At 43.6% G+C, this 13,998-nt stretch carries 13 protein-coding genes; 12 read left to right on the top strand and 1 reads right to left on the bottom strand.

The window, feature by feature from the left end:
* Positions 1-129 precede the first annotated feature (129 nt).
* Positions 130-2,043, top strand: a complete 1,914-nt coding sequence (locus tag AB2J24_RS02665; protein ID WP_367384325.1) for a L,D-transpeptidase family protein — start codon at positions 130-132, stop codon at positions 2,041-2,043.
* A 6-nt stretch (positions 2,044-2,049) separates the two neighbouring features.
* Here the strand turns inward: AB2J24_RS02665 and AB2J24_RS02660 are convergent, their stop codons facing one another.
* Positions 2,050-2,724, bottom strand: a complete 675-nt coding sequence (locus AB2J24_RS02660; protein WP_367384324.1) for an HAD family hydrolase — start codon at positions 2,722-2,724, stop codon at positions 2,050-2,052.
* A gap of 131 nt (positions 2,725-2,855) precedes the next feature.
* Here AB2J24_RS02660 and rpiA point away from each other — a divergent pair, with 131 nt between their 5' ends.
* From rpiA to AB2J24_RS02605, 11 genes are all read left to right on the top strand, one after another.
* Positions 2,856-3,557: a ribose-5-phosphate isomerase RpiA gene (rpiA, locus tag AB2J24_RS02655; protein ID WP_367384323.1), complete on the top strand. Its 702-nt coding sequence runs from the start codon at positions 2,856-2,858 to the stop codon at positions 3,555-3,557.
* 18 nt (positions 3,558-3,575) lie between these two features.
* Positions 3,576-4,139 carry a DUF2059 domain-containing protein gene (locus AB2J24_RS02650; RefSeq protein ID WP_367384322.1) on the top strand — a complete coding sequence of 188 codons (564 nt, stop codon included), beginning with the start codon at positions 3,576-3,578 and terminating at the stop codon, positions 4,137-4,139.
* A 75-nt stretch (positions 4,140-4,214) separates the two neighbouring features.
* Positions 4,215-5,603, top strand: a complete 1,389-nt coding sequence (gene gor / locus AB2J24_RS02645; protein ID WP_367384321.1) for a glutathione-disulfide reductase — start codon at positions 4,215-4,217, stop codon at positions 5,601-5,603.
* Positions 5,604-5,609: 6 nt separating this feature from the next.
* Positions 5,610-6,314: a hypothetical protein gene (locus AB2J24_RS02640; protein ID WP_367384320.1), complete on the top strand. Its 705-nt coding sequence runs from the start codon at positions 5,610-5,612 to the stop codon at positions 6,312-6,314.
* A complete protein-coding gene (locus AB2J24_RS02635; RefSeq protein WP_367384319.1) occupies positions 6,307-6,948 on the top strand; it encodes a gamma-glutamylcyclotransferase family protein in 642 nt (213 codons plus the stop codon). Before AB2J24_RS02640 ends, AB2J24_RS02635 begins: the two co-directional genes overlap by 8 nt.
* A gap of 57 nt (positions 6,949-7,005) precedes the next feature.
* Positions 7,006-8,379, top strand: coding sequence for a class II 3-deoxy-7-phosphoheptulonate synthase (locus AB2J24_RS02630; RefSeq protein ID WP_367384318.1), 1,374 nt, complete (start codon positions 7,006-7,008; stop codon positions 8,377-8,379).
* Between the two features lie 169 nt (positions 8,380-8,548).
* Positions 8,549-9,247: a TIGR02117 family protein gene (locus AB2J24_RS02625; RefSeq protein ID WP_367384317.1), complete on the top strand. Its 699-nt coding sequence runs from the start codon at positions 8,549-8,551 to the stop codon at positions 9,245-9,247.
* A gap of 154 nt (positions 9,248-9,401) precedes the next feature.
* Positions 9,402-9,815 carry a GFA family protein gene (locus AB2J24_RS02620; protein ID WP_367384316.1) on the top strand — a complete coding sequence of 138 codons (414 nt, stop codon included), beginning with the start codon at positions 9,402-9,404 and terminating at the stop codon, positions 9,813-9,815.
* A 107-nt stretch (positions 9,816-9,922) separates the two neighbouring features.
* On the top strand, positions 9,923-11,599 hold the full coding sequence (locus AB2J24_RS02615) for an NAD+ synthase (RefSeq protein WP_367384315.1): 1,677 nt from the start codon (positions 9,923-9,925) through the stop codon (positions 11,597-11,599).
* 90 nt (positions 11,600-11,689) lie between these two features.
* Entirely contained in the window at positions 11,690-12,727 is a 1,038-nt protein-coding gene (moaA, locus tag AB2J24_RS02610; RefSeq protein ID WP_367384314.1) for a GTP 3',8-cyclase MoaA, read from the top strand.
* Positions 12,728-12,774: 47 nt separating this feature from the next.
* Positions 12,775-13,989: a multidrug effflux MFS transporter gene (locus tag AB2J24_RS02605; RefSeq protein ID WP_367384313.1), complete on the top strand. Its 1,215-nt coding sequence runs from the start codon at positions 12,775-12,777 to the stop codon at positions 13,987-13,989.
* Positions 13,990-13,998: the final 9 nt, after the last annotated feature.

Below are 13,998 nucleotides of genomic sequence, written 5' to 3'. Positions count from 1 at the left end.
ACCCAAACTTCACAATAAGAAGTTCGTCTCATGTTCTAAAATTTTGATCAATCTAGGAGATAGGTTCTTCCAATGAATCACATGTTAAGCTATGGATAGCTCGACAATTTACAGAGGAAGGTTGCAAAATTGACCCGGAAGTTCACGAAAAACGCTGTTATTCTGCTTACTGCTTTTACAATAATAGAAGTTTCGCCTTTGCCAATAGTGCAACTTGTGCAGCCTGCGGCGGCGGAAAATAACTTTTTGAATGCATTATTCGGTGTAAATGCAAGAAAACGCCGTCAAGCTGAAAAGAAACGCCGAGAGGAAGCCCTCCGTCAGCAACCCAAGAAACCTGCTCCAAGAATTAGAGGAGCAAGATATAAGACCTACATTGCTGATAAATTAGTAACAGCAAAGCTTGATCAAATTGTAGATCCCGTAACGACGTCTGCAGTTTCCCATAACGAAAATATCGCAACAACAGCACAAGCTAATTCAACAGCAAAGACTGATCCTTTTGCTCTTGGATTTGAGACCTTGTCTTCTTTGAACCTCAAAACATTACCAGAAGTTTCTGAGGCACTGGTAACACATTATTCGAGCAGCCCGAGTTATCGCTGGGTGAATGAAAATGGCCCGACAAAACAAGCCTTAGCGCTTCATAAAGCCCTCCAAGAAGCTTATATGGTCGGTCTACCTAATGAAAATTATACGGTCGATCTGCCTAATGCCGCCGTACTCGCTACGGGCGAAAGTGCTTGGTCGGACTACATGCGTTTTGAAATGGAGTTATCCGCTGCCATTTTGACTTATATGGTTGATGCAAGCCGTGGTTTAATCAGCCCGAAAAAGATTTCTGGTTACCACGATTTCAAGCGTAAAAAGCTGGATTTGGATAAAGCATTATTTAAAGCCGCACTTTCTGACAATCCGACAGAGTTTTTACATAGTTTCAACCCGTCCGGTGAGCATTTCTTGGCGCTAAAGTCTGAACTGGCTGAACTTCTAGGTGCAGAAGAAAAAGAACGCATCACAATCGCTCCTGATACGTTTCTCAAACCGGGAAAATCAAGCCCTGAGATGAGAAACATTGTTGCCAGCATTCGCTTGAAAGGTTCAGAAGAACTAAAAACGAATTACGCTTTTGAAATGAATACCTATCGCGGTGATGATCTTTACACACCGGAGCTTGTTACATTGGTCAAAGCTTTCCAGAAAGAAAACAACCTTTCTGATGATGGTATTATCGGCAGAAAAACCATTCGAGCGATGGTTGAAGATTCCAATGCCGTTAAAATTGAAAAAGTAAAACTGGCGATGGAACGCGCTCGTTGGCTACCAGGCAAGCTGGCAGATCGGCGCGTCTTCATTAATCAACCAGCATATAATGTAACTTATTATGAAAATAATAAGTCAAAACTCTCTATGCGTGTTGTGGTTGGGAAAAAATCAAACCAAACAAACTTTTTTGACGATGAAATCGAAAAAGTCGAATTCAACCCATATTGGGGTGTGCCGCAATCAATCATCACAAATGAAATGCTGCCTAAACTTCGTGCAGACCCATCTTATCTTGATCGCCTAGGCTATGAGGTCAGCTACAATGGACGTAGGTCTTCATCAAGCTCAATTGACTGGTATAGTTTGAATTCAACCAGAGCTGTTGGTGTTCGCCAGCCTCCTGGTCGAAAAAATGCTTTGGGAGAATTAAAGATACTCTTCCCAAATGCCCATGCCATATACATGCATGACACGCCTGCGAAAAAGCTATTCGGTCGTGATACGCGTGCATTCAGTCACGGGTGTGTACGCTTACAAGACCCAAGAGCAATGGCTGCAGCAGTATTAGGGACTGATCTCAATTCGATTGAAGGTCATATCGCACCTCGGAAAAATAAAACTGTTTTTGTCGATAAACCAATCCCGGTGCATGTCTCTTATTTCACGGCTTGGCCAAATGACGCTGGAGCCATTGAATATTTTGATGATGTTTACGGCCGTGACAAAGCCTTGCAGAAAGCATTTGCAACAACAATCAAGTCAAGAACGGCGTCTTAAAGCTTGTTACTTATTGAGTAATTCTATGATGAGTTGATATGTCAGCTCATCATAGTGAGATATAATACCGTCAGGTTTCAAATCTGCGATTGGTACATCAGAAAAACCAAATGGCACACCGATAGATGGAATACCGGCGTCCTTTGTTGCAGCTATGTCATTGATTGAATCACCAATCATAATCGTGCGATCAGGCTTTCCATTAGCCAGCTTGATTGTTTCAAGAATATGTCTTCCATCAGGTTTGCGAAATGAAAAGCTGTTTCCTCCCGTTAGCGCAACAAACTGATCAGACATTCCTAATTTTTCCATTAGTAATCGAGCAAGACTTTCATGTTTATTCGTACATATAGCGAATCGTACACCGTCTATCTGCAATCGTTCAAGCGCTTCATCTAACCCATCATAAGCCCGCGATTTTCCAGGCATGTTCTTTCCATAGTGAGAAACAAACAGCTCAAAAAAATCATTCAATTCACTGTCTGAAACCGACTTGCTTCGAATATCAAATGCGCGTGTCAACATAGCTTTGGCACCCTGCCCAACGAGTACGGAAAGTTGACCATATTCAACAGGTTCAAGATCGATAGTACTTAGACAAAAATTCAAACTATCCAGCAAGTCATGCGACGTATCTATAAGCGTGCCATCAAGATCAAATACAATTAATATATCATCCACTTTAGTCGCCTTCTTACAATTAGAATCAAGTGTATTTTTTTGTAGATAAGCCCTTACTAAAGGAAAATACTTTGCGAGCAACATATCATCCGTGGTAACAGCGGGCAGAATTACAAATAAAGGCGTAAAATATGGATGCTCTCCAACTCAAAATATCGGCAGCAAATGCAGCACTTGACCATGTCAAATCAGGCATGCGCCTTGGCGTGGGCACTGGATCGACGGCTGATGAGTTTACCAAATTATTGGGTGAAAAAGTTCAACAGGGTCTCGATATTCAAGCAGTACCGACATCTGAGCGCACACAAAAATTATGCAATGAAGTTGGGATCAAAACCTATACGTTAGAAGATCTACCACAACTCGATTTGACAATTGACGGTGCTGACGAACTTGATCACAAACTCCAACTCATCAAAGGCGGCGGCGGCGCATTATTGCGAGAAAAAATTGTTGCAGGAGCCTCTTCTAAGATGATTGTCATTGCGGACACATCTAAAACAGTTGAAACACTGGGAGCATTCCCACTTCCGATAGAAGTTGTTCCATTTGGTTTAGCGTCAACGACCATTGCTATAGAAAATCTTGCTAAAGTCATGGAATTAAGTGGTCCAATTGAACTTCGCAAAAATAGCGATCAAACTACATTTGTAACCGACGGCGGACATTTTATATTGGACGCATCTTTTAGCCTTATTTATGATGCAAAGCGACTTTGTGATGCTTTGAATAAAGTTCCCGGTGTTGTAGAGAATGGTTTATTTATCGATATGGCCACCACAGCGTTGGTAGCTGGAACAAATGGCGTCAATGTCATTGAAAAAAATAATTAGAATTTGGAGCGTAATAGTATGAGCATTCAACGTCAATTTCGTAAAATCGCATTCGGAACAGGCTTAATCTTGGCTTTGTCACCAATAAACTCAACATTTGCGCAAGATATTTCTGCCGATCACTTGAAAGTGGCTCGCCAGGCAATAGGTGCTCTCAAAGTTACTGCAAACTTTGATGATATTTTGCCTGCAACGTCTGAACGGCTTAAAGCCAGCCTAATACAGGCAAACCCGAATTTTTCTGATGAAATATCACTCACTGTGGATGAAGAAGCCATCAAAATTGCCGGTCGACGCTCAGCCTTGGAAGAAGAAGCAGCAATGATTTATGCGAAAAAATTCTCTCTGGCGGAGCTGACTGAAATCGCAGCATTTTATAACACAGAAGCTGGTAAAAAACTTCTCCAATCTGCACCTAGTGCCGGACGTGAACTTTTGCGAGCTGCCGAAATTTGGGCTGGAGGTATCAGCCGAGACCTTAGTGCAGCTGCGAACGTTGCACTGAAGGAAAAACTTACAAAAGCTGCAGATGTGAAACCTGAAACTCCGGCTGAAGGTGATGCCGCCCCAAAAGCTGAATAAATAATTCAAATTATACTGGTATTTCTCTTCCGAAATACCATATGCCAAATAATGGTTTAATGACGGAGTGACTTCATGGCTGCATACGATTTTGATCTTTTTGTAATTGGTGGCGGCTCCGGCGGCGTTCGTGCAGGACGATTAGCTGCGGCAATGGGAAAACGTGTTGGTGTTGCTGAAGAATATCGATTTGGTGGCACTTGCGTCATCCGAGGCTGCGTTCCTAAAAAATTGTTTGTATATGCTTCTTCATTTCCTGAGCATTTCGAAGATGCGACCGGCTATGGCTGGAGCGTAGGCGAAACAAAGTTCGACTGGAACACTTTGATCGCCAACAAGGACAAAGAGATTGAACGCTTGGAGGGCCTTTACCAAAAGGGCCTTGATGGAAACGGCGCCAAGATGTTCAAAAGCCGTGCGGAATTGGTTGATCAACATACAATTTGCCTTACTGCAACTGGTGAAACCGTTACGGCTGAAAAAATTCTGGTTGCAACCGGCGGTCGACCAAACCCGATGAGCGACTTGGAAGGTCATGAACATTGTATTTCGTCCAATGAAGCATTTCATTTGGAACAATTGCCGGAGTCTATTTTGATAGCAGGTGGTGGATATATTGCGGTCGAATTTGCCAATATTTTCCACGGCTTGGGTGTCAAAACGACGCTGATTTATCGTGGTAACGAAATCCTATCTCGTTTTGACAAGGACCTTCGGTCAAACCTGCAAGAAGCGATGATTACAAAAGGTATTGATATCCAATTTTCCGATACAATTTCGAAGGTTGAGAAAAACGCTGATGGCAAATTATCGGTTACTACAAAAGCTGGAAATAATGCTGAATACAGCCAAGTCATGCTTGCATTGGGCCGAATTGCAAATACCGATGGTCTTGGTCTCGAAAAGGCTGGAGTAGAGGTAAGTTCACGCGGCGCAATTATTATTGATGAATACTCAAAGACAAATATCGATAATATATACGCATTAGGAGACGTGACTGATAAGGTTCAGCTTACACCTGTAGCCATCCACGAAGCTATGTGTTTTCTGGAAACGGTTTATAAAGATAATCCAATATCACCAGATCATGAACTCATCCCCACTGCCGTGTTCTCACAGCCGGAGATCGGAACGGTTGGAATGAGCGAAGAAGAAGCGGCAAAAGCATTCTCGGAGATTGAGGTTTACAAGGCTCAATTCCGCCCTATGCGTCATACGCTGACAGAGCGCCAGGATAAGATGATGGTCAAATTAGTGGTCAACTCCGCTGATCGCAAGGTATTAGGTGCGCATATTCTGGGCCCCGACGCTGGTGAACTTGTTCAAGTCTTGGGCATAACGCTAAAAGCGGGATGCACAAAAGACGATTTTGATCGCACAATGGCGGTCCATCCCTCAGCATCTGAAGAACTTGTCACAATGTATTCCCCGAGCTACAGAATCAAAAATGGTGAACGGGTCTAGTCACTGATGGATCGTAAGGTTTTCTTTCAATATCTGGCAGAAAATCAAGCAACTCTTTTTGCTGATGGGATCTCATCTGAGCAAAAATCTGGATTAAATACGAAACTCGATGTCTGGGCGAAATGGTATGCCGCCAAGCATCCTGTAAATTTTCTGGCGGCGGCATTAGGTCAGATATATCATGAAACTGGCGGCAAAATGGTGCCGGTTTTAGAGGCATTTGCCATCGATCGTGAACAATCAGCACAATTGTTAGAGAAAGCGTATAATGAAGGCCGTTTATCCTGGGTCAAGCAACGCTATTGGGAGAAAGACGAAAGCGGGAAACATCCGGTAGGCGGAGGAGATATCCAGCTTACTCACCGCCGAAACTACGTCGCAGCCCAAGAAAGAATTGGTAAAAAATTTGAAATTGATATCAATCTGGCGGAAAATTATGATCTCGCACTAGACCCCGTCATATCTGCCCATATTGCCTTTTCTGGCATGATCGACGGGTGGTTTCGAGAATGTAAGCTTTCTGATTTCGCAAAAGATAACAATACGCTTGATTATTGTGCAGCGCGTGACATCGTCAATGGCGATGTTGGGCTTGTCGGCAAAAAAATTGAAGTATATTGCCAAACATTTGAATCTGCACTGGCTGCTGCAGGTGCACAACAAGACCTGAAACCATTAGACGAAAACATTGACTGGCCAGACCATGACTGAGCAGCTCATCGATATTTTGCACAAGAAAGCTAAACAAGGCCCGATCGTTGGCTATTTTGGCTATGGCTCGCTTGTTAATAAAAATACACTTCGCACAGAATATATCGCCACCATTCCCGCAACATTAAAAGGATGGCAAAGGATGTGGGATACCCCGTCTGGAGATGATTTTGATGGTCAAAGTGTTTCACTTTTAACCGTTAGACCTAATCAAAGCAAAAACACCAAAGGTGTTGTAGTATTTGATTGGGCCGAAAATTTGCCGTTGGTTGACGCCCGCGAACATAATTATCATCGCCGTACCATTAACACCAAAGAATTAGGATTTGAAAACCTGTTTGACGCATCTTCGCATAGTTTTTATGTTTATGAGGCAATCGAAAACAAGACACTCGAAGACGAACGTCCACCTCTCCTTCATTCTTATCTCGACGCAGTTTTGCAAGGCTTTCATGATGTTTATGGATCAGATGGCATTCATGAATTTATGGCCACAACTGAAAATTTTCACACACCCATACTCAATGATCGTAATCAGCCCCAATATCCTCGTTCTGTCCAATTGAATGAAGAACAAAGGGCTTTAATCGATTTAATTTTGGCCTCAAAGGCAGATATTTCTTTCATCGAATAACAAGCAGCGCTATAAGCTGCAAGAAATTGTTAATTTGAGAGTAGATAGGTATACATCATGGCACAAAACTGGAACCCAACCAGCTGGCGCAACAAGCCAATTTTGCAGGTGCCAGACTATCCAGAGCAAACAAAGCTGGAAGAAACAGAAGCCCGTTTATCAAAATTTCCACCACTTGTTTTTGCAGGTGAAGCGCGCGCGCTTAAAAATAATCTTGCGAAGGTCGCGAACGGTGAAGCATTTCTCCTACAAGGCGGAGATTGTGCAGAAGCATTTGCTGAGCATGAAGGTGATAATATTCGTGACTTTTTCCGTGCATTTTTACAGATGTCCGCGGTGCTGACTTATGGCGCACAAAGCCCTGTTATAAAAGTTGGTCGGATTGCTGGACAGTTTGCAAAACCCCGCTCGAGTAATTTTGAAACAAAAGATGGCGTGGAACTACCAAGTTATCGCGGTGACATCATCAATGGTATCGAGTTTAATGAGGAAGCTCGTATTCCTGATCCAGAGCGTCAGGTTATGGCATATCGTCAATCAGCAGCGACACTCAATCTTCTGCGTGCGTTCGCGCAGGGTGGTTATGCAAACCTCGTCAATGTTCACAGCTGGATGCTTGGCTTTGCGAATGGCAGCCCGCAATCAGAGCGCTATATGAAACTTGCCAATCGTATTTCGGAATCAATCAACTTCATGAAGGCGATTGGCATTACACCGGAAACGCACCCTGCCCTGAGCGAAACAGAGTTTTTCACAAGTCATGAGGCGTTACTTCTTGGCTATGAACAAGCCCTGACACGTATCGATTCCACAACTGGTGACTATTACGCTACGTCAGGTCACATGATTTGGATTGGCGACAGAACACGCCAACCAGACCATGCACACGTCGAATTCTGCCGCGGAATTAAAAACCCGCTTGGGCTGAAATGTGGCCCATCTTTGGATCCAGAAGAACTTATCGAACTTATTGATATTCTAAATCCGGAAAATGAAGCTGGTCGCCTGACGCTTATTGCGCGTTTTGGTCATGATAAGGTTGCAGATCACCTTCCAAAACTTATTCGTGCCGTCGAACGTGAAGGCAAAAAAGTTGTTTGGTCATGTGATCCAATGCACGGCAATACAATCTCAATGTCTGGATATAAAACACGTCCATTCGACCGGATTTTGACAGAAGTTGAAACATTCTTCGACGTTCATCACGCTGAGGGTACACATGCTGGTGGCATCCATGTTGAAATGACTGGCAAAAACGTTACTGAATGTACGGGCGGTGCACGTGCACTTTCTGGCGATGATCTGTCTGAACGCTATCACACACATTGTGACCCGCGTTTGAATGCCGAACAAGCGCTTGAACTTGCTTTCCTTGTTGCAGAACGCATGAAGGAAGGTTCAAAAATCATCACGGACGCAGCAACGGCATAACCCAATTCATATTACTAAATTTTACGAACCCCGAAATGCATGTCATTTCGGGGTTTTATATTGCAGCGTCCAACCTGCCTTGTAAGAAAATAGAGATGCATCGTATTTTGACCACTATGACGATGATTATTGGTAGACAGCATTACATTCATCGGAAAGCTGCTCGGAATTGTTTAAAAAATCACACATATTTTGGGTTTGTAAAAAGCTCTCATTAGGCGCCGCTTATAGTGGGGCAAGCATTTTAATCTATGGCGCCTTTGCTATCATTGGTGCTGTATGGATATCGGATAATTACAACTTAAAAGAAGCCCCCCAAGGGCAAAAAATTTACGTGTCATCAAACGGGTTTCACAGCGATATAATTGTCCCCATAAGTGATCAAATATTGTCCAAGCTCCCCATTAAATCAGAGGACTTTTCTAACAAACTGATAGATTCTCAATATCTAATTATAGGTTGGGGATCAAAAACGGCCTACACAAGTTTACTAGAATTAACCGACATGTCAGCTTCGATTTTGGCTAAATCTCTCTTTTTTGACGATTCTGTGATCCATGTTCAGCCTTATAATAAAGAGTTAGAAAACAGTGCTCTAAAAGCAATAACATTGGATGAAATTCATTTTGAGAAACTCCTAAAATTTATAGCCAATACGTTTTATTACAATGCGGCAGGGCAGAGCGAATTAGTGATAAATGCATCCCATGGATTTGGGGATGTATTCTTCAAAGCGGCACCAAAATATCACATATTTTATAGTTGTAATGTTTGGACAGGAGAAGCACTCCGCGAGGCCGGATTATCTATGGGAATATGGACTCCATTTACACAATCGCTCGAATGGAGCTTATCAAAAAACTACTGACTAACTAAGCCGCTATACTTTGTTTAGAGCGTTCGTGCCGATGCAGAAGTAATGCGGACCTCAATACATTGTAAAACTTCACGAACCCCAAAATAACTTCTATTTAGGATTCATTTTGCGATAGTGTGACTTCGGATTTAAACAGGAGCATATTATGGCTGAAATACATGCTGGAAGCTGCAACTGCGGCCAGGTCACATTTTCTATCAAGGGAAATTTACGCGACATTATGGCATGTCACTGTAGTCAATGTCGCAAACAAAGTGGACTATATTTTGCGGCAACCGAAGCAAAAGACGCCGATTTAATCATCAATGGCGCAGAACACATAACTTGGTATTCGGCGTCGGAGGCCGCAAAACGCGGGTTCTGTAAAACTTGCGGGTCAACGTTGTTTTGGAAACACAATGAATTGGATAGAACATCTATTCTAGCTGGCGCATTTGACACACCTATCAACGTCAAAATCACCGAACACATCTTCTGCAAAGACAGAAGTCGTTTTTACGATATATCTGATGGATTACCACAATATGATGGCCCTCCGCCTATCCTCAAAACACCATAACCCTAACTGCAACTAAATGTTGCCAGCAAGATTAGATAAACAAATATTCTACCGGATAGATACTTCAAGTACTTGTTGTTTATCTCCAAGATCGTTAAATCAGATTCATGACAAAACCACTCGATATCCTGCGTATAGCAACTGCACAATTAAACCCAACTGTTGGGGATCTTTCAGGTAACGTAGAAAAGGCAAAAATTGCCTATGACGACGCTGTCCGACATAAGGCTGATCTGGTTCTTTTCACAGAATTATTCTTGTCCGGATACCCGCCAGAAGATTTGGTTCTCAAGCCTTCCTTTTTAAAAGCATGCGATGACGCATTGCAGGAAATTTGCGCGATAACTGCAGATGGTGGGCCCGGAATTATTATCGGATATCCACGCCAGAATGGCGAGAGACGACATAACTCCATAGCTGTTATTGATGATGGTGAAATTATTGCAATTCGCGATAAAGTCGATCTGCCAAACTACGGCGAATTTGATGAAAAACGGGTGTTTGATGCAGGCGATATGCCCGGCCCTATCAATTTTCGTGGTGTACGAATTGGCATTCCCATTTGTGAAGATATTTGGGGTGATCTTGGTGTATGCGAAACGCTCGCCGAAACCGGTGCTGAAATACTATTATCTCCCAATGGATCTCCCTATTATCGAGGAAAATTAGATATTCGGCATCAAGTTGTTTTAAAGCAGGTCATCGAATGCGAACTTCCAATGATCTACGCCAATCAGTTTGGTGGGCAGGATGAGCTAATTTTCGATGGTGCTAGCTTTGCCTTCAATGCTGATAAAAGCCTTGCCTTCCAGATGAGTCAGTTTGAAGAAACTGTCAGCATTAGCACTTGGAAACGAGAAGACGACGTTTGGCTCTGCTCAAACGGCCCTAACTCAGTTATTCCAGATGGCGAAGAGGCAGACTATCGCGCCTGCATGCATGGCCTTAGGGACTATGTGAACAAGAATGGATTCAAGAACGTCGTTCTAGGCCTATCAGGCGGTATCGATTCCGCAATTTGCGCTGCCTTGGCTGTTGATGCATTGGGTGAAGAGCGCTTACGCGCCGTCATGATGCCCTATCGTTACACATCTGAATTATCTTTAAAAGATGCAGCAGATTGCGCAAAAGCGTTAGGTTGCCGCTATGATATCGTTCAAATTGAAGAACCTGTTCAAGGGTTCTTATCAAACTTAAGTGAAATGTTTGACGGGACCGATGAAGGTATCACCGAAGAGAACTTACAAAGCCGAACTCGCGGAACCATTTTGATGGCTATCTCCAATAAATTTGGATCGATGGTTGTTACAACTGGCAACAAATCAGAAATGTCCGTTGGTTATGCCACGCTCTATGGCGATATGAACGGTGGCTTTAACCCAATTAAAGACATCTATAAAATGCAGGTCTATGAGCTTTCTCGTTGGAGAAATACGCAAGTACCCCCAGGGGCATTGGGGCCTTCAGGAGAAGTCATTCCGACCTCCATCATTGACAAGGCGCCCTCAGCTGAACTTCGACCCGATCAGACGGACCAAGATTCACTACCGCCATACCCTGCTCTGGATGATATTTTAGAGTGCTTGGTTGAAAAAGAAATGGCTACGGATGACATTGTCGCCAGAGGTCATGAGGAAGCTGTTGTACATCGAATTGAGCATTTGCTTTATATTGCGGAGTACAAACGCCGGCAGTCTGCTCCAGGTGTAAAAATCACCAAAAAGAACTTTGGACGAGATCGGCGTTATCCAATAACCAACAGGTTTCGCGACAGGGGCAACTGAGTAGGCCTTGACGCCGTTACCTACACAGAAATCATTTGACGCAAGAACATTTCGGGTTCAGATTGACTTATCTCTAAATAGGATAAAACAATGTCTCAGGCGCCAGTAACTGCCTCCAACGCATCCAATGCTGCTAATATGATTGATCCATTCGGTCGAATGGTTGATTATCTCCGCGTCTCTGTAACCGACAGGTGTGATTTCCGTTGCACATACTGCATGTCGGAAAATATGACATTTTTGCCTAAAAAAGACCTACTTACCTTGGAAGAGCTGGATCGCCTCTGTACCATTTTTATTGGCAAAGGCGTTAGAAGGCTGCGTTTAACAGGCGGCGAACCGCTAGTCCGCAAAAACATCATGCAATTTATAAATAGTCTTGGCCGCCACCTCGAAAGCGGGAAGCTTGAAGAACTGACAATTACAACGAATGGCTCACAGCTCCACAGGTTTTCGAAGGATTTGTTCTCGGCTGGGATGAGACGAATAAATGTATCACTGGACACGCTTGACGCCGACAAATTTAAAGCGATTACCCGTTGGGGTGATGTTAACCGTGTCATGCAAGGCATTGATGCAGCGCAAGAATCAGGTTTGAAAGTCAAAATCAACGCGGTAGCGCTGAAAGGCTTTAATGATGATGAACTCCCGAAGATGATCGAATGGGCACATGGTCGAGATATGGACATGACCATCATCGAGACTATGCCTATGGGCGAAATCGACGAAGACCGAACCGATCAATATCTCCCACTTTCAAAAGTTCGATCTAATCTCTCTAATCAATATACATTGGAAGATATTCCTTTTAAAACTGGTGGTCCTGCGAGATATGTGTCGATCAAGGAAACTGGTGGAAAATTAGGGTTCATAACACCACTTACGCATAACTTCTGCGAGAGCTGCAATAGAGTCCGGCTAACGTGCACAGGCACTTTATATTTATGTTTGGGCCAAGACGATGCCGCAGACTTAAGAGAACCATTAAGGGCATCAGAAGGTAATGAGCTGACATCGAACGCTATCGACGAGGCCATAGGTAGAAAACCTAAAGGTCACGATTTCATCATTGATCGAAACACAAAACGCCCCGCGGTAAGCCGACATATGAGCGTAACCGGTGGTTAAATTATTGGGCTCATCCCGAGAGCTCACACTAAGTATTGCAAAATAAGATGAGCTCAAAAAACTTCTTAAACCGAGGCAGACCGCCAAGCATATTCACGCTCGTTGTTGTAGCTAGTATTTCAGTTCTAAGCATGAACATGCTTCTTCCTGCTTTGCCTTCTATGACGGAGTATTTTAAGACAGATTATTCTGTCATGCAGTTAACCGTCACCGGTTATCTAGCCATGACAGGCCTGTTACAGATTTTTTTCGGACCTCTTTCAGACAGGTTTGGGCGGCGACCTGTCATATTAGCGGGATTATGCATATTCGTCTTGGCATCAATCATTTGCATGATCGCACCTAATATCGAAATCTTCCTTCTAGGTCGCATCCTACAAACTTCATCAGCCACAGGAATTGTGCTGTCTCGCGCAATTGTGAGGGATTTGTACAGCACAGAAAAAGCTGCATCCATGCTCGGATATGTTACAGTCGGCATGATGGTTGTACCCATGTTCAGCCCGCTCGTTGGCGGCTTGTTAGATCAATATTTTGGCTGGCAGGCAATTTTCGCCGCCATGATAGCCTTTGGCGGAATGTGCCTTGTTGTTGTTTACCTCGATTTGGGCGAAACAAATGTCCACAAGTCCAATTCATTTATGGAGCAAATAGGCAGCTACCCTGAACTTTTGAAATCCCGACGTTTTTGGGGTTATACCTTAACGGCAAGCTTTACATCCGGTGCGTATTTTTCGCTACTGGGCGGAGGACCGTTCGTGGCAACTGAACATTTTCATCTAAACCCAACCGAATTTGGTTCGTTTTTTCTGTTCATTGCCACAGGTTACCTTTTGGGGAATTTCGCAAGTGGTCGGTTCTCAACACGCATGGGTATCAATAAAATGATGGTGCTTGGTGGCATGGTGTCATGTATCGGGTTAAGCGGATCTATCATCATCATACTGATTGGACACGCAAGCGCAGCTTCATTTTTTGGGTTCATGTTTTTCGTTGGTATTGGTAATGGTCTGACGCTACCAAACGCCAACGCAGGAATGGTGAGCATCAGACCGAAATTGGCAGGCTCAGCGTCAGGTCTGGGCGGCGCAGTTATGGTTGGCGGCGGTTCTATTATGGCAGCTTACGTCACCTCCATCCTTACGATCGAATCTGGACCATTACCCCTGGTCGCATTCATGCTCGGTACAAGTATAATAGCTCTATTAAATACGTGTTATGTGATATTTGTAGAAGCAAGTTCAACAAATAAAATCAACTAACTCAACTCC

It is taken from the genome of Lentilitoribacter sp. EG35 (genome assembly GCF_040784015.1).
GTDB lineage: Bacteria > Pseudomonadota > Alphaproteobacteria > Rhizobiales > Rhizobiaceae > Lentilitoribacter.
Note: the sequence above shows the minus strand (reverse complement) of the source record. Positions and strands in the feature narration are given on the sequence as shown.

Excerpts from the sequence above, each read along its gene's own strand:
- AB2J24_RS02620 (WP_367384316.1), top strand. The coding sequence starts at position 9,402 with ATGGCTGAAATACATGCTGGAAGCTGCAACTGCGGCCAGGTCACATTT.
- AB2J24_RS02640 (WP_367384320.1), top strand. The coding sequence starts at position 5,610 with ATGGATCGTAAGGTTTTCTTTCAATATCTGGCAGAAAATCAAGCAACT.
- AB2J24_RS02650 (WP_367384322.1), top strand. The coding sequence starts at position 3,576 with ATGAGCATTCAACGTCAATTTCGTAAAATCGCATTCGGAACAGGCTTA.
- moaA (WP_367384314.1), top strand. The coding sequence starts at position 11,690 with ATGTCTCAGGCGCCAGTAACTGCCTCCAACGCATCCAATGCTGCTAAT.
- AB2J24_RS02630 (WP_367384318.1), top strand. The coding sequence starts at position 7,006 with ATGGCACAAAACTGGAACCCAACCAGCTGGCGCAACAAGCCAATTTTG.
- AB2J24_RS02605 (WP_367384313.1), top strand. The coding sequence starts at position 12,775 with ATGAGCTCAAAAAACTTCTTAAACCGAGGCAGACCGCCAAGCATATTC.
- AB2J24_RS02615 (WP_367384315.1), top strand. The coding sequence starts at position 9,923 with ATGACAAAACCACTCGATATCCTGCGTATAGCAACTGCACAATTAAAC.
- AB2J24_RS02635 (WP_367384319.1), top strand. The coding sequence starts at position 6,307 with ATGACTGAGCAGCTCATCGATATTTTGCACAAGAAAGCTAAACAAGGC.
- rpiA (WP_367384323.1), top strand. The coding sequence starts at position 2,856 with ATGGATGCTCTCCAACTCAAAATATCGGCAGCAAATGCAGCACTTGAC.
- gor (WP_367384321.1), top strand. The coding sequence starts at position 4,215 with ATGGCTGCATACGATTTTGATCTTTTTGTAATTGGTGGCGGCTCCGGC.